14 protein-coding genes are annotated in these 17,049 nt (G+C 53.6%); 5 read left to right on the plus strand and 9 right to left on the minus strand.

The genetic code is table 11. The features are described from left to right. Nucleotides 1-299 precede the first annotated feature (299 nt). Nucleotides 300-1,799 carry a cryptochrome/photolyase family protein gene (locus H8Q75_RS10285; RefSeq protein WP_297041484.1) on the minus strand — a complete coding sequence of 500 codons (1,500 nt, stop codon included), beginning with the start codon at nt 1,797-1,799 and terminating at the stop codon, nt 300-302. Nucleotides 1,800-1,916: 117 nt separating this feature from the next. On the opposite strand from H8Q75_RS10285, the gene trpC reads away from it, so the two are divergent. Beyond that, complete coding sequence (gene trpC / locus H8Q75_RS10290) at nt 1,917-2,840, plus strand: indole-3-glycerol phosphate synthase TrpC (protein WP_297041508.1); 924 nt, start codon at nt 1,917-1,919, stop codon at nt 2,838-2,840. Nucleotides 2,841-2,842: 2 nt separating this feature from the next. After that, nucleotides 2,843-3,556 carry an HAD family phosphatase gene (locus H8Q75_RS10295; RefSeq protein ID WP_024125627.1) on the plus strand — a complete coding sequence of 238 codons (714 nt, stop codon included), beginning with the start codon at nt 2,843-2,845 and terminating at the stop codon, nt 3,554-3,556. Here the strand turns inward: H8Q75_RS10295 and H8Q75_RS10300 are convergent. Genes H8Q75_RS10300 through H8Q75_RS10310 form a run of 3 tightly spaced genes read right to left on the minus strand, consistent with a single transcriptional unit; the run spans nt 3,553 to nt 6,416 of the window. Next, on the minus strand, nt 3,553-4,953 hold the full coding sequence (locus tag H8Q75_RS10300) for an NAD(P)(+) transhydrogenase (Re/Si-specific) subunit beta (protein ID WP_024125626.1): 1,401 nt from the start codon (nt 4,951-4,953) through the stop codon (nt 3,553-3,555). The two genes, H8Q75_RS10295 and H8Q75_RS10300, sit on opposite strands and share 4 nt — an antisense overlap. Nucleotides 4,954-4,958: 5 nt before the next feature. Beyond that, nucleotides 4,959-5,237 carry an NAD(P) transhydrogenase subunit alpha gene (locus H8Q75_RS10305; protein WP_024125625.1) on the minus strand — a complete coding sequence of 93 codons (279 nt, stop codon included), beginning with the start codon at nt 5,235-5,237 and terminating at the stop codon, nt 4,959-4,961. Nucleotides 5,238-5,261: 24 nt separating this feature from the next. Next, a complete protein-coding gene (locus tag H8Q75_RS10310; protein WP_297041489.1) occupies nt 5,262-6,416 on the minus strand; it encodes a Re/Si-specific NAD(P)(+) transhydrogenase subunit alpha in 1,155 nt (384 codons plus the stop codon). 919 nt (nt 6,417-7,335) lie between these two features. Here H8Q75_RS10310 and H8Q75_RS10315 point away from each other — a divergent pair. Both H8Q75_RS10315 and H8Q75_RS10320 read left to right on the plus strand, forming a co-directional pair. Continuing rightward, the gene (locus H8Q75_RS10315; protein WP_297041491.1) at nt 7,336-7,767 is read left to right on the plus strand and encodes a universal stress protein; all 432 of its coding nucleotides are present in this window, start codon (nt 7,336-7,338) and stop codon (nt 7,765-7,767) included. A gap of 3 nt (nt 7,768-7,770) precedes the next feature. Further along, on the plus strand, nt 7,771-10,251 hold the full coding sequence (locus H8Q75_RS10320; RefSeq protein WP_024125622.1) for an HAD-IC family P-type ATPase: 2,481 nt from the start codon (nt 7,771-7,773) through the stop codon (nt 10,249-10,251). Here H8Q75_RS10320 and H8Q75_RS10325 read toward each other — a convergent pair. Together H8Q75_RS10325 and gpmI are read right to left on the minus strand one after the other, a co-directional pair. Then, on the minus strand, nt 10,244-12,064 hold the full coding sequence (locus H8Q75_RS10325; RefSeq protein WP_024125621.1) for an ABC transporter ATP-binding protein: 1,821 nt from the start codon (nt 12,062-12,064) through the stop codon (nt 10,244-10,246). The genes H8Q75_RS10320 and H8Q75_RS10325 overlap by 8 nt on opposite strands. A gap of 70 nt (nt 12,065-12,134) precedes the next feature. After that, nucleotides 12,135-13,730 (minus strand): 2,3-bisphosphoglycerate-independent phosphoglycerate mutase, encoded by a 1,596-nt coding sequence (gpmI, locus tag H8Q75_RS10330; protein ID WP_297041496.1) that lies wholly within the window; start codon nt 13,728-13,730, stop codon nt 12,135-12,137. Nucleotides 13,731-14,015: 285 nt separating this feature from the next. On the opposite strand from gpmI, the gene chlP reads away from it, so the two are divergent. Continuing rightward, nucleotides 14,016-15,224 (plus strand): geranylgeranyl reductase, encoded by a 1,209-nt coding sequence (gene chlP, locus H8Q75_RS10335; RefSeq protein ID WP_297041498.1) that lies wholly within the window; start codon nt 14,016-14,018, stop codon nt 15,222-15,224. Between the two features lie 25 nt (nt 15,225-15,249). Here chlP and H8Q75_RS10340 read toward each other — a convergent pair whose 3' ends face one another. The 3 genes from H8Q75_RS10340 to rpsD all read right to left on the minus strand — a co-directional run. After that, nucleotides 15,250-15,519, minus strand: a complete 270-nt coding sequence (locus tag H8Q75_RS10340) for a YciI family protein (RefSeq protein ID WP_024125618.1) — start codon at nt 15,517-15,519, stop codon at nt 15,250-15,252. A gap of 9 nt (nt 15,520-15,528) precedes the next feature. Next, nucleotides 15,529-16,623, minus strand: a complete 1,095-nt coding sequence (gene prfA, locus H8Q75_RS10345) for a peptide chain release factor 1 (protein ID WP_024125617.1) — start codon at nt 16,621-16,623, stop codon at nt 15,529-15,531. 18 nt (nt 16,624-16,641) lie between these two features. Beyond that, nucleotides 16,642-17,049: 30S ribosomal protein S4 (gene rpsD / locus H8Q75_RS10350; RefSeq protein WP_297041505.1), on the minus strand; the 408-nt coding region annotated here is incomplete at its 5' end.

Below are 17,049 nucleotides of genomic sequence, written 5' to 3' on the forward strand. Positions count from 1 at the left end.
ACAAAGAATGAGACATTAGGCAGCAGAATAGGCAGAATAATTGCAAATCACCTCATCATCATTCGCTACCTTGCTTAGCATAGGAGATAACCGGCTCTTGTAGTCTAAGCTATCGCTCATGTTTTTTAAGGATGCCAGCGGATTCTTCAAGGGTAATTTATCTCTCTTTGTAATATATCACTCCCTTTCGAAACAGCTATGGAGTATAGATCATCAATAGATGAGTGGATGACTCAGAAAAGGTGGGTTCAAGTTTTACAAGTAAATGTAATCTGAAATACAATTGATATCTTCTCGATCTATGAATTTTCAAAATACCACCGCTCTACCTCCTGTTGAATTGCGGCCATTTCCAAGGCGCTCAATTTTTCCAGATTTTTAAGGGCAATGGCCATGCGTCCTTGCCGACTCAGGACTGTTCGATGGCGTGCTAGGAAATGCCAATAAAAAAAGTTAAAGGGGCAAGCGCGATCGCCCACGCGTTGCTTTGGGTTATAGGCACATCCTTGGCAATAATTACTCATGCGCTGAATGTAGTTAGCGGAGGCGGCATAGGGTTTGGAGGCCAAGAGTCCGCCATCGGCAAATAAGCCCATTCCCAAGACATTGGTTTGCATCACCCAATCATAGGCGTCAATAAAGACACTGTGGAACCAGTTTTCCACTTCCTGAGGAGCTAAGCCAGTAATGAGAGCAAAGTTGGCCAGGATCATCAGCCGCTGAATGTGGTGGGCATAGCCAGTGCACTCAATTTGCTTAAGAACGTAGCGCAGACAGCTCATTGTAGCGCGATCGCTCTGCCAAAAGAAAGCCGGCAGAGATTGGTGGTGCTGAAAGAAGTTTCGCTGACAGTAGTCGGCACCGAGGTAGTGATAAAGGCCATACATATACTCGCGCCAGCCAAGAATTTGGCGAATAAACCCCTCAACGCTATTTAGGGGGAGTTGCCGTTCACCGTAGGCCACTAAGGCCGCATCAATCACTTCTTGGGGAGACAGTAGGCCTAAATTCAAATAGGGGGAAAGGAGGCTGTGCCACAGGGTCTCTTCTCCTACCACCATGGCATCTTGGTAGGGGCCAAACTGGGGCAAGCGGTATTCAATAAAGTTTTCCAAGACTTGCAGGGCTTGGGCGCGGCTAACCCCCCAGTAAAAGGGTTCGATGTGGCCATAGGTGTCAAAGTTTCCTTGGCGCACTGTTTCAATGACTTCTTGGGTAATCCTATCGGGACAAAAGCGCAGTGGTGGTGGGGGTTTGAGGTTAGCAGCGGGCCCTTGGCGGTTCTCAGCATCGTAGTTCCATTTGCCGCCGGCAGGAGATTTGCCCTCCATCAGGATTTGAAACCGCTGCCGCCCTGCACGGTAAAAGTGCTCCAGGACAAGGGTTTTGCGACCGGCTGCCCACTGCTGAAAGTCCGCTTCTGACCAGAGAAAGTGATTGTTCGGCAGCAATTTAATGGCACAGGGCAGGTCCAAGGTGGCAATGCAGTCACGAAAGGGGCGATCGCTAGGTTGCATGATCCGCACTTCGTGGATGTTGTGGGCACTGATCCACTGCCGCAGCGGGGTGGCAAAGTCGGGGGCGATCGCGTAGGTCACTGGCCAACCGGCCGCTTCGAGGTCTTGGGCAAAGTGCCGCATGGCCGACCACACCAGCACCAGTTTTTGGGCATGGTAGCGGCGTTGTTTGACCCACTGGTGGGACTCAATGAGGATGACGGGGACAGGATGGGCGCAACTTTGCAGCGCGGCCTGCTGTAGCGACAGTTGATCCCCTAAAACCCAAACGCCAATGGCCATCAACGGTGGTTTCCTACTGCTCCTTTGACACCATAGCAGGGTTAGACAGGGTGGTTAAGGGTTGTCTTTGTGGTTTATTCTTATGGTCAACGATTGCAACTCCCTACGAAGCTGACTATGCAAATTCGCCGCCGTCCTCCCAATCCCGCTGTTACTGTTCACAACCTCCACTACCAAGTGCCGGTGGCCGATGATGCCCCTCGCAACATTCTTGAGAAGATTGTTTGGCACAAAGAACAGGAGGTGGAGCAACTGCGGGAAGTCCTGCCCTTGGCTGATTTACAGCGCCAGGTACTGGATGCGCCGCCGGTGCGTTCTTTTTTGGCGGCTCTCCAGAATCCTGTTACCCAGCCAGCGCTGATTGCTGAGGTCAAGAAGGCCTCCCCCAGTAGAGGCATGATTCGGCCCAATTTTAACCCGGTGGCGATCGCCCAAGGCTACGTTGCCGCGGGTGCCACCTGCCTTTCCGTCCTAACGGACAGTGAGTTTTTCCAGGGCAGCTTTGAATACCTCGCCCAAATTCGCCAAGTGGTGGAGGTGCCGCTGCTGTGCAAGGACTTTATCCTCTATCCCTACCAGATGTTTCTGGCAAGGCTGCGGGGTGCCGATGCGGTGCTACTGATCGCGGCTATCCTCTCGGACAAGGATTTGCGCTATTTTCTGCGGATTGCCCGTGGGTTGGGTCTAACGGCTCTCCTGGAGGTACACACCGCCGAGGAGATGGAACGAGTGCTGGCACTGGAGGAGGTACAGCTTGTGGGAATCAACAATCGCAACCTGACGGATTTTAGTGTTGATCTGGCCACTACTGAAAAACTTTTGACCAAGTATGGGGCGCAGCTGCGCGATCGCAACATTCTTGTGGTCAGCGAATCGGGCATTCATCAGCGTGCCGATGTCGAACGGGTGGCACAAGCCGGCGCCCAAGCCATTTTAGTCGGAGAATCCCTCATGCGCCCCCCAGCGGAGATGGCGCACTTCAGTGAGGCGGAGCAACTCCAAGCGCGGATTCAGCAGTTATTCCCAGAGTTAGCCCCCTAGGTATGCCCCTGACGGCGGTTTTGTTTGACTTCAATGGTGTGATTCTCGATGATGAGGCCATTCATGCTGCCCTCATTGATGAGATCCTCTTGCAAGAGAACCTGCGGCCACAGCGGGGGGAGTACGACCTTTTTTGCTTGGGACGGAGCGATCGCGCCTGTTTGGATAACCTCCTCAGCCGCCGTGGACGGGCAGTGACCCCGGCCTATTTGGATAAACTGGTGGCTCAAAAGGCAGCCGCCTACCGTACCCGCTTGGCTAGTATCGAACCGTTTCCCTTTTTTCCGGGGGCGATCGCCCTACTGCAGAAACTCCATGCTGCGCAATTGAAAATCGCCATTGTCACCGGTGCTGTGCGATCCGATGTGGACTTAGCCCTTGAGCGTGGCCAGCTCCACTCGATTGTGGACTGCATTATCAGTGCCGAAAGCGGGGAGCGCAGCAAACCTTATCCTGACCCCTATCTACGTGCCGTTGAGGCCTTGCAAGCCCTAGGGAGTGATCTCACAGCCGCTGATTGTCTGGCGATCGAGGACACCTTGGTGGGGATTCAATCCGCCCGCGAAGCTGGTGTCAAAGTCTTGGGGGTAGCCCACACCTATCCCTTCCATATGCTTCAGCGTCGCTGTCATTGGGTACTTGATCGCCTGGATCAGTTTGACCTTGCGGAAATTGCCCCAGTGTTTGAGCGCAGGGTGGCCTCCACCCCCTCCTAGAGGTGTTTCACCTCGGCAATGAGTTGATTGAGTACTTCCTTGGCATTGCCAAAAAGCATCAGGGTTTTATCTTTGTAGAATAACTCATTGTCAATGCCAGCAAAGCCCGGATTGAGGCTGCGCTTGATCACAATTGTGTGCCGTGCCCGATCCACATCGAGAATGGGCATTCCATACACGGGGCTGCCGGGGTTGGTGCGGGCAGCGGGATTGACAACATCATTGGCACCAATCACCAGTGCCACATCCACATTCTCAAATTCTGGATTGATGTCCTCCATGTCCTTGAGTTGGGGGTAGGGGACATTTGCCTCGGCCAGCAGCACATTCATGTGTCCCGGCATGCGACCGGCAACGGGGTGAATCGCGTATTTGACATCAACACCGAGCCGCTCCAATTGATCCGCTAGTTCTTTGACGCTGTGCTGCGCTTGAGCCACCGCCATTCCATAGCCGGGGACAATGACCACCGACTTGGCATAGCCGAGCATCATTGCACTTTCTTCAGGGTCAATGGTGCGCACTGACTTCGCCGTGGCGTGAGCCGCCACCGCCGCGTTACCGGTCGTCGTACTGCCAAAACCACCGAAGAGGACATTGGCCAAGGAGCGATTCATGGCTTTGCACATAATCTGCGTTAAAATCAGCCCTGAAGCCCCCACCAAGGCACCCGCAATAATCAACATACTGTTGCCAACGATAAAGCCAGCGGCACTGGCAGCCAGCCCTGAGAGAGAGTTCAAGAGGGAAATCACCACTGGCATATCGGCACCACCAATGGGCAGGACAAAGAGCACCCCCAAAATGCTGGCGATCGCCACCAAGCCCCAGAACATCGGCAGCTGACTCGGATGCAACCCCACCCAGCCACTGGCAACCAAGAAAGCCACCAGCAAGCCGAGGTTAATGACCTGCTGCATCGGAAAAATGATCGGGGTTCCTGAAATCAGTCCCTGAAGTTTACCAAAGGCAACAAGGCTACCAGTGAGGGTGACCCCGCCAATGAGCACCCCCAAAATAATGGTGATAAGTGTGCTGGGGGTCAGTGGTTCACCCATGGCCACAGTGCGGCAAAATTCACCAATGCCCACCAGGGCAGAGGCCGCCCCTCCTAAGCCATTGAGTAACCCCACCATCTGGGGCATGGCCGTCATTTCCACTTTGTAGGCAGCGATCGCGCCAATGACACTGCCGAGGCCAATGGCCGCTAGGACACCCGTGTAGCTCATAATCTGGCGATCGAGGAGCGTGACCACAATCGCAATCAACATCCCCAAGGCGGCAAGGCGATTTCCTTGACGTGCCGTCGCTGGCGAGCCCAACTTTTTTAAACCAAAGATAAAGAGCGCCGCAGCCCCCAGATAGCTCAATTCTTCAATGCGTGTTAGCCAATCCATGGTTCCTACCGCTTAAACATCTGCAACATGCGATCCGTAACCAAAAAACCGCCCACCACATTAATTGTGGCTAGCACCGTCGCAATGAATCCCAAGACCACTGTTAAAGTGGTGTGTCCACTCCCCGCCATCAGCAGGGCACCAATCACAGCAATCCCAGAAATGGCATTGGAGCCAGACATGAGGGGAGTATGCAGCGTGGGTGGGACTTTGTTAATCACCTCAAAGCCAATGAAACTGGCCAGGACAAAAATCATTAGACCCACAAGTACAGGTTCTGTCATTGAACTAACCCCCTGAGAAAAGAACTAAAGCATTGGTGCCAAGGTTTGAGCAGGATGCAGCAGTTGCAGCACCCGTGGGTTGCGGACCTGCCCTTCATGGGTGACACAGGCGGCATCCACAATGTCATCGCCAAAGTTCAACACCAATTCCCCCTGGGGAGCAAGGTACTTCAGGAGCGTTGAAATGTTTTTGGCATACATTTGACTGGCATGCACCGCCATGGTGGCGGGCAGATTAATCGGGCCAATAATGGTAACCCGCTGATGACAAATGGAGCGCCCCGGTTCTGTGCAGGCACAGTTGCCCCCCTGTTCAGCGGCTAAATCCACAATGACTGAACCCGGTTTCATGCTGGCCACCATACGTTCTGTAACTAACAGGGGAGCCGGTTTACCGGGAACTTGGGCCGTGGTAATGACCACATCGGCACTGTGGACATGGGCAGCGATCGCCTCTTGGGTTTTGTGCTTTGCGGCCTCAGAAACCTCTTTGGCATAGCCGCCGGCCGCTCCCGTGTCCTCCTCAAGGTTGACTTCAACAAATTTGGCACCGAGACTTTGCACCTCTTCCTTGACCGCAGGGCGAATATCAAAGGCTTCAACAACCGCGCCTAAACGTCGGGCGGTCGCGATCGCCTGCAAGCCAGCCACCCCTGCCCCAATCACAAACACCTTGGCGGGGGGAATCGTACCCGCGGCTGTCGTCAGCATGGGGAAAAAGCGCGGCAAATGGGAAGCCGCCAATAACACCGCCCCATAGCCCGCCACTGCCGCTTGGGAAGAGAGGGCATCCATAGTCTGGGCCCGACTGGTGCGGGGAATACACTCGAGGGCAAAGGCAGTAATGTGCCGCTCTGCCAAGTGTTGCATCTGCCACGGATTCCCTAGGGGATTGAGAAAACTAATGAGGGTGGTGCCGGGGCGAATCCACTCCACCTCGCGATCGCGCAGCGGCGCAACCTTAAGCAGGACATCGACACCGCCCCAAATCTCTTCAATGGAGTAAGCAATTTCTGCACCTGCGGCACGGTAGTCATCATCGCTAAAGTGAGCCATATCCCCTGCACCGGACTCCACACAGAGGTGATACCCCTGCTGCACTAGCTTGGCAACAACTTCGGGAATCAGGGCAACCCGTTGTTCCCCCACTTCGCGTTCCTTAACGACCCCAACTTTCATAGGCACTCTTGGATAGGGTTTGCACGCTTTACAGAACACTTCCTTGGTGTAGTCATCAGGACTTCTGTTTTATAACAGCCCGACACCATCACAACCCATGCACATACTGTTCTGTACTGATCCTCACGCTACTGCGATCCCCTCGGGAATGCGAGAAAATGTCAGCATTTCATGGGGATTCTCTACAAGTCTTATGATCTCCAGTAACCTTTGTAACAAATCTTGACACTATTATTGAGTACTTTTACTTAGCTAATGCTTTCCCAATAGTAGCCAAAAGCAGCAATCTCCTTCCGGGCATACTGCTTCAATTCCTTTGCAATTCCTTCCCCTGTTTGCAGGCGCTTTGATTGAGCACTTGACTATGGTGGTCGTAGTTTTTACGCTATCCCCCCTTTGGCAACTTTCAGGGGGCTAGCAGTCCCAGTTTTTCACAGATGAGTGCCAAGTTTTCATTCAAGCCCTCATACCGGTCAACAAAGTCCACAGGGATTTCATCGCCGATGGTATCAATGCCCCAGACTGACGAATTGCCTTATCAAGGGGATTACATTCAAAGCAAAACCTAACTTGGGCAGCCGTGAAGTGGCTATTAAGCTTGCCTTAACCCCTTGATAAAAGAGAGCGAGCCAGCCTGATAGCGAACAGTTAACCAAAGGAGCAGAAAAATTGCGCGGCCACGGATAACCCAATTGAGGATGAATGTACTCATCCTGGCAGCAAATCGGTGTAATGATACCTCACTACCACAAAACTGGCAGAGGGCAATTTACTGACGCCAGCAGTTTTACGAGTTTTCAGGAAAACGAATCGATAGGTGTGGTTAATCATCAGCGCAAGAAAGTAGCCAGAAGGGGAGTTTGATTGCTACTCACGCTCTTGTGGCAGACTAGGAGATTGCAAGTACAGAGTCACAGGCATGTTCAAAACAATTTTAGTTGCCCTCGATACCAGTGAGTTATCGGCACGGGTGATGGCGGCGGTGGCACAGTTAAACTTAGACCCAGATGCCCAAGTGATTCTCAGTCATGTGATTTCACCGGTGGAGTCGGGGTTTGGGGTCAGCGCTGATCGCCCCTCCTTGCATCCCCAAATGGGAACCTACCGCAGTATTGAGCAGCATTTACAACGGTTTCAACGCCAGCTTCCCTGTGATTCAGAAATTGAAATTGTTAGCGGTGACCCCGTAGAGGAAATTTTACGCCTTGCAAATATCTACCGTGCTGACTTGATTGTGCTGGGCAATCGTGGCCTCACCGGCGTGGAGCGCGTGGTGCAGGGCTCCGTCAGTAGTGCCGTCCTTGCCGATGCCCCCTGTTCGGTATTGGTGGTGAAGTCAGCGGAAACCTGAAATATGACAACCCCATTAATCGGTCTTACTACAGCGGAAGTAGCGGAGCGGCAAGCCAGGGGCCGCATTAACCGTCAGGTGAGTGAAAGCAATCGCACCTATGGCGAGATTTTGCGGGAAAACCTCTTCACGTTTATCAATGGGGTTTTTGCTTTTATTAGCCTTATCTTGATCTTTTTAGGTCGCCCAGGGGATGTGGTGGCGATCGTCGTTGTTGTGTTTCTCAATGCCATCATCAGTATCATTCAAGAAATTCGCGCCAAACGCCAACTGGATGCCATTAGCCTTTTAAGCCGACCCCGCGTTAAGGTGCTGCGCGATCGCCAAGAGGTGATTATCGATCCTGCAGAGGTCGTAGAAGGGGATATTCTCCTGTTGACGCCTGGGGATCAAATCGTTGCTGATGGTAGGGTGGTTGGCGATGGACAGATTCAAGTAGATGAGTCATTGCTCACAGGGGAGTCGGATCTCGTTCCCAAGCGGGCGGGCGATCGCCTCTATTCCGGCAGCTTTTGTGTGCGCGGTGCCGCTGCCTATGTTGCCGAGCAGGTGGGGGAAAAGAGCACTGCCCATCAACTGACTGCTGCCGCCAAAACCCACCACCATAAACTCACACCCCTTCAGCAGGAAATTAACCTGATTATCCGCGTGATTCTTGCCCTGGCGGTTTTCCTGTGGCTATTGGTTCTATTCTCGCTCTTGGTGCGCCTGACCACTCTACAAATGAGCGTGCAAACCGCAGCCGTAATTGCGGGCCTTGTCCCTGTGGGCCTGTACCTTACGATTACCCTCACCTATGCCCTGGGGGCGCTGCGCATTTCCCGTGCCAACGTCTTGGTGCAGCAGGTGAATGCCATTGAGTCCCTCAGTGGGGTGGATATTCTCTGCCTTGATAAAACGGGAACCCTAACGGCCAATGCCCTTGAACTCCATAGCTGGTACCCTCTCAGCGAAGCGAAGGAGCAAACGGCAGCAACCCTGGGGAAGTTTGCGGCCAGTGTCAGCAGTCCCAACCGTACCATTGTTGCCCTAACGGAAGCTTTTGCGGGAACGCCCCAACCGATGCGCCTCGAAATTCCCTTTTCCTCCACCTACAAGTGGAGTGCAGTGGCCTGGCACGACTCGGAAACGTTTATTTTGGGGGCACCGGATGTCCTCTTCAAAAGTGAGGACCTCTCCCCTAGGGTGGTTGAGCTGCTCCAGCGAGGGCGACAGCAGGGATTGCGGGTGCTCCTCTTTGCCCGCAGTGGCAGTGATCCCACTTGGGATGAGCGGCAGGAAACGCCTCTGTTGCCCTCAGAGTTGGAACCCTTGGCAGTGATTTGGGTGGGCGATCGCCTGCGACCCCAATGCCGTGAGGTTCTAGCGCGTTTTCAGCAAGCTGGAATTCAAGTCAAAATTATCTCCGGGGATCATCCGGAAACCGTTGTTGCCCTTGGCAAGCAAGTTGGCCTCGATGGGGGGGCGATCGCCATCTCCGGGGCAGAACTGGCCGCTATGGATGATTCCAGCTTTGATCAAATGGCTGAGAAAGCCACGGTTTTTGGTCGCATTACACCAGAGCAAAAGGCTAAACTCGTCACTCGCTTGCGTGCCCTCGGGCATCAGGTGGCAATGATTGGTGATGGTGTGAATGATGTCCTATCCCTGAAGCAAGCTAATGTGGGAATCGCTATGGAAAGTGGCAGTGCCATTACCCGCAATGTGGCTGATATTGTGCTGCTTGCGGATTCCTTTGCAGCCTTACCAGCAGCCTTTCGCGAAGGGCAGCGCATCTACAACGGTATTCAAGATGTCAGCAAGCTCTTTTTGGTACGGGTCTTTAGCTTTAGTTTACTGTGCCTTGTCACTGTTATGGCAGGGCGCGCCTTTCCGCTGCTGATTAAGCACAACAGCCTGCTAACGCTGTGGGGAGTGGGTTTACCCACACTGGCGGTGGCTTTTTGGGCAGTGCCGGGGCCCCGTCCCCATCGCTCCTTGATTCGTTCATTGCTGCACTTTGTCATCCCCGCCACCCTGAGCCTGGCGCTGTTAGCCATTTTCATGTACTTAGGGGTTTTAGCACGGGAACTGACACCCCTTGTGGAATTGCTCCAAGGACGGTTTGATCCAGCCCTGGTGAATGATCGCGAGGTGCTCTCGGAATTGGGCCACAGTGTGGCGATCGCGCGCACGGCCTTGGTGACGAGCCTGATCTTGGCCTCCCTCTGTTTAGTGCTTTTCCTAAAACCTCCCCATCCCGTATGGGTCGGCGGTGCTCCCTTAGTGGGCAACTGGCGGTATGTTGCAGTTGTAGTTATCCTACTGGCTGGCTTTGTCATCATTAGCACATCGCCCACCCTGCGATCGGTGGCGGAGCTAGAACCCCTCTCCTGGTCATTGTGGGCACTCATTGTGCTAATTGTCCTACTCTGGGTGATTCTTTTGCGCAGCTTTTGGCGGTATCGGCTCTTGGATCGCTTCTTGGGGATAAATCTCAGTTAGTTGCAGCAACGGGGGGGCGATCGCGCTGAATCGAATAGAGATGGGCATACAATCCCCCTTGGGCAAGGAGGGTGTCATGATCGCCCTGCTCACGGATCGTGCCCTGATCCAGCACCACAATCTGATGGGCATCCCGCACTGTACTCAGGCGGTGGGCAATCACAATCATGGTGCGAGTACCCGTAATGGCGCGTAGGGCTAGCTGAATTTCCCGCTCTGATTCGTAATCCAAACTTGAGGTTGCCTCATCAAAAATCAGCACATCAGGATCCGCCAAGAGGGCACGGGCAATCCCTAAGCGCTGCCGCTGTCCCCCCGAAAGCCGCAACCCCCGTTCACCAACAATCGTGCGATAGCCCAAGGGCAACTGCTGCACAAATTCATCCACCCGCGCAATGGCACAGGCCTCATAGACCGCGTCGGCACTGACCTCGGGGTTAGCATAGGTCAGGTTATCCCAGAGGGTGCCATTAAAGACATCGACTTCTTGGTGGACAATAGCCAGCCGGCGGCGATAGGCGCGCACATCGAGGGTTTGAATATCTTGGCCATCAATGAGAATTTGCCCCTGATCCGGCTGGAAGTAACGAAAGAGGAGCTTGATTAGGGTGGATTTCCCCGACCCCGATCGCCCCACTAGGGCCACCGTTTGGCAGGGTTCAATGAGTAAGTTAATATCCCGCAGAATGGGACGCCCTGGTGTGTAGCCAAACCAAACATGCTGAAAATCCACCTTGCCAGAAAACTGCAGGCTAGGAATTTCCTGTTGCTCAAGATCAATGGCATCGCGACCGGCGGGCAATTCCATAAATTCATGGAAGCGTAAAATTGAGGCATAGCGCCGCGCAAACACCTCAGACACCTGCGAGAGGGGCGTAATTTCGGCATAGGCCATACTGGCAAGGGTGTAAATTGTAATAAAGTGGCCAATGGAGACCCGTCCAGCGATGGTCGCTGCTAGGGAAAACCCCAACACACTAAAAAGGCAAAACTGCACCACCGCTCCCTGCCAAGTGATTAGATGCATGTAGCCGCGATGGATGCGGTCAATCACCATCTTGAACTCGCGATCCAGCCGCTGCTTCTGGCGAGCCAGTTCACGGGCTTCAGTGGCAAAGGCCTTGACGGTTTTGATATTGGTGATGATCTCTGAGGTGCGGCTTTCCGTGCTTTCGATGTGGCTGTCGAGGATTTCTTCCTTTTGAATAATGCGCCTTAGGGTGCGCAGGGTCAGCAACAAGATGACTGTAAAGGAGATCAAGAGCCCAAGGGCGATTGGCCAATCCAACCACCAAACAATAACACCAATCCCCAGGACCCGTACAAGTTTGGGAATGAGTTGACCGGCAATTTCCGGGTAGCTCCACGTATGGTTGGAAATCCCTTTACTAACACGGTTGGCAATGCGGCCAGGATTATTTTCCTCAAAGAATTCTAGGGGAAGGGTCAGGATTTTCTCGATTGCTTTGCGAGCGTGGTCGCGACGGGCAGCCAAGGCAATCCACCAGTGGAACCATACCCCTAGCCACGGTTGAATCGGGGCACGCACCACAGTGGCCAAAAAAACAATACTGCCGAGAACGGCGAGATGAGCACTAAAGGTATCGCTCCAGCCTGTCCATGTTTGGAGTCTATGGGCGATCGCCACCACTGGCGGGTCAAGGGGTTGTTGGGAGAGCAGGTTGAGAATTTGACCAATGGCATAGGGCACCAGCAAATCCACCATCTCGCACAGACTGGCTGCGGTAATGCTGGCGATCGCTATCCCCCGATAGGCGCGATAGTAACCCAGAATGGAGCGAAATGAGGCCATAAAAATACGACAAGCACTATTCCCATTTTAAGATTTCTTAAAATTTTGTGCCGTCGCCCTTGAGAAGGCTTTAGATCTTGAGGGAAACAGGGGTGCGATTTAGGCGCGTTTCATAGGGTGCACTGACAATTAGCGATCGCCCCGTCATTTCGGGGGGTTGGGGCAGCTCCAGAATTTCAAGAATCGTAGGGGCAATATCCGCCAGACAGCCATCTTCCCGAAGGATCACATTGCCACCATGGCCAGGAACTTTGCGTTTCTCCCCTTCCACTAAAATGAAGGGAACCGGGTTGGTGGTGTGAGCCGTCCAGGGGTTGCCGTCCTCATCAATCATGTATTCGGCGTTGCCGTGATCTGCAGTGATGAGCAGAGTTCCCCCCACTTTTGTGGCCGCTTCCACCAAGATCCCCACACAGCGATCCACGGTTTCAATGGCTTGAATCGTCGCCGCCAACTGCCCCGTGTGCCCCACCATATCGGGGTTGGCAAAGTTAACTACAATTAGGGCATACTCCTGCTTCTCAATGGCCTTCTTGACGGATTCGGTTACAGCCAGGGCAGACATGGCTGGGGCTTGATCATAGGTGGCCACCAGGGGACTGGGGATGAGAATGCGATCTTCGCCGGGAAAGGGTTCCTCAAGGCCACCGTTGAAGAAGTAAGTGACGTGGGCATATTTTTCTGTTTCGGCTGCCCGCAGTTGCTTCAGGCCGTGCTCAGCAATAACTTCTCCGAGGATGTGGCTGAGATTTTGCGGCGGGAAAGCAACCCCACAGTTAAAGCTAGCGTCGTACTGGGTAAAGGTGACAAACTCAAGGGGCGTAATCAGCGTCCGTTCAAAACCGCTGAAGTCAGGATCAATAAAGGCTTGGGTCAGCTGGCGAGCGCGATCGGGACGGAAGTTGAAAAACACCACCCCATCGCCAGGTTCAACGGCTCCTTCAGCAATGCGTGTGGGCCCAATGAATTCATCGCCAATATCCTGCGCGTAGGCCCTACGGGCCACATCCACTGCCCGGAGGGGTTGAATATGCTCATTGCTGGTCATAACGCGGTAGGCCGCCTCGGTGCGGTCCCAGCGGCGATCGCGATCCATGGCATAGTAGCGACCACTTACCGTCACAATTCGTCCGCAGCCGGCGGTTTTCAGGCGCTGCTCCAATTCCTCAAGGACCCCTGCGGCATCACGGGGGGGCGTATCACGACCATCGGTAATAGCATGGATACAGGCGGGCAACCCGTGGCGTTTGGCTAGTTCCACCAAGCCGTAAAGATGCTCAATGTGGGAATGCACCCCCCCAGCAGAACACAGACCGATAAAATGCAGCTTACCGTTGCGTTCCTTCACGGTTTGACACAGATGCACAAGGACCGGATTGCTAAAGAAGCTGCCATCTTCGACAGCATCGGAAATGCGTACCAATTCTTGGGGAACAATGCGACCGGCACCGATATTTAAGTGCCCCACCTCGGAGTTACCCATTTGTCCCTTGGGGAGTCCCACCGCCTTCCCAGACGTGTAAATCAATGTGTGGGGATAGGCTTCCCACAAACTGTCCATCACAGGGGTATTGGCGCTGGCGATCGCATTACCGTAGGTGTCTTCGCGATAGCCCCAGCCATCCAAAATCACCAAAACAACGGGCGCAACAGGAGACGATGCCATGTGAATGCCCTACCTTAACCTCTCTGGGAAATGGCGTAAATTTTACAACCTCGCAAATGATACCATTCTCGACCGCGAGAGACAAATTGGGTCACTTCCGCTCCAGTCCCCAGGTTGGATCAATTATTAGCTAATAGATGGATCTATCCTAGCAGATCACTAAGGATAACCAAATGTTGAAAACTGTTACAGATGCGGCTTTTCGGGATTAAATCCTTGAAGACAAAAAATTCCCGTGATAGTATCCAAACTGTTGTTTGTTAGCCAAAATTTGGGAGTCGTCCGTTGTCACTTCGGGTAGCAGTAGTCGGTGGTGGTCCAGCGGGTTCCTCAGCCGCCGAAACCTTAGCCAAAGCCGGAATCCAAACCTATCTCTTTGAACGTAAATTAGACAATGCCAAGCCCTGTGGCGGTGCGATCCCCCTGTGCATGGTCAGTGAATTTGACTTACCCCCGGAAATCATTGACCGCCGCGTGCGCAAAATGAAAATGATATCCCCCTCCAACATTGAGGTGAACATTGGCCATACCCTCAAGGAGCACGAGTATATCGGTATGTGCCGCCGCGAAGTCCTCGATAGCTTTATGCGCAATCGGGCAGCGGCTTTGGGCGCCAACTTGATCAATGGCACTGTCTTTAAGCTAGAGCAGCCCATCACCAGCGATCAGCCCTACACCCTCCACTATGTCCAAGAGGATGGCGCAGTTCAGACCCTCGAAGTGGATGTGGTGATTGGTGCCGATGGCGCAAATTCTCGCATTGCCAAGGAAATTGATGCCGGCGATTACAACTACGCCATTGCCTACCAGGAGCGGATTCGCCTGCCTGAGGACAAAATGGCCTACTACAACGAGTTAGCAGAAATGTACGTGGGGGATGACGTGTCCCCTGACTTTTATGCGTGGGTTTTCCCGAAATATGACCATGTAGCCGTGGGTACGGGCACCATGAAGGTCAATAAAGACCGTATTCGGGAATTGCAAGCAGGAATCCGCCACCGCGCTGCCGCCAAACTGGAGGGGGGGCAAATTATTAAAGTGGAAGCCCACCCCATTCCTGAGCATCCTCGACCTCGGCGAGTGGTCGGCCGCGTGGCCCTTGTGGGCGATGCGGCGGGTACCGTGACCAAGTCCTCCGGAGAAGGCATTTACTTTGCCGCCAAGTCAGCCCGCCTGTGTGCTGAAACGATTGTCGAGACCTCCAACAGCGGTCGCCGTATCCCTACCGAAGCCGATCTCAAGCTCTACCTGAAGCGCTGGGACAAAGCCTACGGCATGACCTATCTTGTTTTGGATCTGCTGCAGCGGGTCTTTTATCGCTCCGATGCCACCCGTGAGGCTTTTGTGGAGATGTGTAGTGATCTTGATGTGCAAAAGCTCACCTTCGATAGCTACCTCTATAAGACTGTTGTGCCCGCTAATCCCTTAGTGCAGTTGAAAATTACGGCAAAAACGATTGGGAGCCTGATGCGGGGCAATGCCCTTGCGCCCTAGGTGAGTTTCGGATCCGCCCTCGCCCTTAGAGGGCTTGGATCCACTCATGAATACTGTAGTCTGTCCACACCTGATGCTGCCAGTAGGGGTCGTTTTCAATTAGTTGGCGCACGGTCTCTTCACTATCCGCCTCATAAATAGCAAAAAAGTAGCGCAGGTCTTTGGTAGGGCCAATGGTGATGAGCAGCCCTTGGTCTTTTTGAGCTGCAAGGCCATCGAGGTGTGCCTGGCGATGGGGGGCACGCCGTTCGCGGACATCTTCACAGTAGCATCCCCAAGCCACAAATTTGGTCATTTGATCCTCCTAGGCTTGTTCGGCAGCAAGTTGCGCCAGTTGTTCCTGCTGATCACGGCTGATGCAGGCTTGGATAATCGGTTCCAAATCCCCCTCTAGGACACTGCTGAGGCTAAAGTTTTGTCCCAGACGGTGATCGGTCACGCGGTCATCTTTGTAGTTGTAGGTACGGATTTTTTCGGAGCGATCGCCAGTGCCCACCTGAGAGCGGCGCATGGAAGTAATGGCTTCCTGTTGTTCCCGCAGCTTTATTTCGTAGAGTTTGGCACGGAGAATCTGGAACGCTCGCTCTTTGTTTTTCAGTTGACTCCGCTCTTCGGTGCAGAAAATACGAATTCCCGTTGGCTTGTGGTATAAATCAACAGCGGTTTCCACCTTATTGACGTTTTGGCCGCCGGCTCCGCCAGATCGGGCGGTGGTGAGTTCAATGTCCTTTGGATCAATTTCGACCTCCACCTCATCCACCTCAGGCATTACAGCGACGGTGGCAGTGGAGGTATGAATTCTGCCGCCAGCTTCTGTTGCTGGTACCCGCTGTACCCGGTGGACACCCGATTCATACTTCAGCTTGCTATAGACGCGATCGCCCTTGATTTCAAGGATGGCTTCTTTGAAGCCGCCCATTTCAGCGAGGGATTCACTCACGAGGGTCACTTGCCAACCTTGGGTTTTGGCATAGCGGGAGTACATCCGTACCAAATCGCCGGCCCAAATCCCTGCTTCATCACCCCCTGCACCTGCCCGAATTTCCAGCATAATGTTTTTCTCATCATTGGGATCACGGGGCAGCAGCAGAATTTTCAGGCGTTCCTCGAGTTTGGCAATGCGGTGACTGAGATCCGCCACTTCTTCCTCAGCCATTTGCCGCAGCTCAGGCTCATTGATGGCTTCCTTGAGAAGCTGACGTGCGTCCAGCAGTTGCTGATTCAACCTTTGCCATTCCTGGTAGGCGTTTACCGTCTCCTCTAGGGCAGCACGGGAGCGGGCTATCTTCTGAAATTCGGTTGGATTGACTGCCACATCCGGATCCGCCAAGCGACGGGTAAGTTCCGTAAAGGTTTGCTCGACAGTGCGGAGTTTTTCCAGAAGATAGGCTTCTGCCATAGGAAAGGCGGCGATACTCTAAACTTTGCGGGAGTAGTACTCAACCACGAGGAGTTCATTCACTTCGAGAGCAACCCATTGGCGCTCAACGATACCGGTGACTCTGCCGGTGAGGGTACTTTTATCGAGTTCCAAGTGGCTGGGGAGATTGGCAAGCCCGGGATTTTGAAGGTTGGTTTCCACCAGACGGCGCGATCGCTCGTTATCGCGGACAGTAATCACATCCCCGGGACGGCACTGATAGCTAGGAATAGAAACAGTGCGACCATTGACCAGAATATGGCCATGATTCACCAATTGGCGAGCTGCTGGAATCGTGGGTGCCATTCCAAGGCGGAAAACGGTGTTGTCTAGCCGCATTTCCAACAACTGCAGGAGGGTTTGTCCGGTGGAACCACTCACGCGGCGGGCTTTGCGCACATAGCG

Source organism: Thermosynechococcus sp. OHK43, from assembly GCF_014466085.1.
In the GTDB taxonomy this organism is placed as follows: domain Bacteria; phylum Cyanobacteriota; class Cyanobacteriia; order Thermosynechococcales; family Thermosynechococcaceae; genus Thermosynechococcus.

Bases quoted from the DNA above. Each gene is read 5' to 3' on its own strand.
- H8Q75_RS10285 (WP_297041484.1), bottom strand. From the start codon at position 1,799: ATGGCCATTGGCGTTTGGGTTTTAGGGGATCAACTGTCGCTACAGCAG.
- trpC (WP_297041508.1), top strand. From the start codon at position 1,917: ATGCAAATTCGCCGCCGTCCTCCCAATCCCGCTGTTACTGTTCACAAC.
- H8Q75_RS10295 (WP_024125627.1), top strand. From the start codon at position 2,843: ATGCCCCTGACGGCGGTTTTGTTTGACTTCAATGGTGTGATTCTCGAT.
- H8Q75_RS10300 (WP_024125626.1), bottom strand. From the start codon at position 4,953: ATGGATTGGCTAACACGCATTGAAGAATTGAGCTATCTGGGGGCTGCG.
- H8Q75_RS10305 (WP_024125625.1), bottom strand. From the start codon at position 5,237: ATGACAGAACCTGTACTTGTGGGTCTAATGATTTTTGTCCTGGCCAGT.
- H8Q75_RS10310 (WP_297041489.1), bottom strand. From the start codon at position 6,416: ATGAAAGTTGGGGTCGTTAAGGAACGCGAAGTGGGGGAACAACGGGTT.
- H8Q75_RS10315 (WP_297041491.1), top strand. From the start codon at position 7,336: ATGTTCAAAACAATTTTAGTTGCCCTCGATACCAGTGAGTTATCGGCA.
- H8Q75_RS10320 (WP_024125622.1), top strand. From the start codon at position 7,771: ATGACAACCCCATTAATCGGTCTTACTACAGCGGAAGTAGCGGAGCGG.
- H8Q75_RS10325 (WP_024125621.1), bottom strand. From the start codon at position 12,064: ATGGCCTCATTTCGCTCCATTCTGGGTTACTATCGCGCCTATCGGGGG.
- gpmI (WP_297041496.1), bottom strand. From the start codon at position 13,730: ATGGCATCGTCTCCTGTTGCGCCCGTTGTTTTGGTGATTTTGGATGGC.
- H8Q75_RS10340 (WP_024125618.1), bottom strand. From the start codon at position 15,519: ATGACCAAATTTGTGGCTTGGGGATGCTACTGTGAAGATGTCCGCGAA.
- prfA (WP_024125617.1), bottom strand. From the start codon at position 16,623: ATGGCAGAAGCCTATCTTCTGGAAAAACTCCGCACTGTCGAGCAAACC.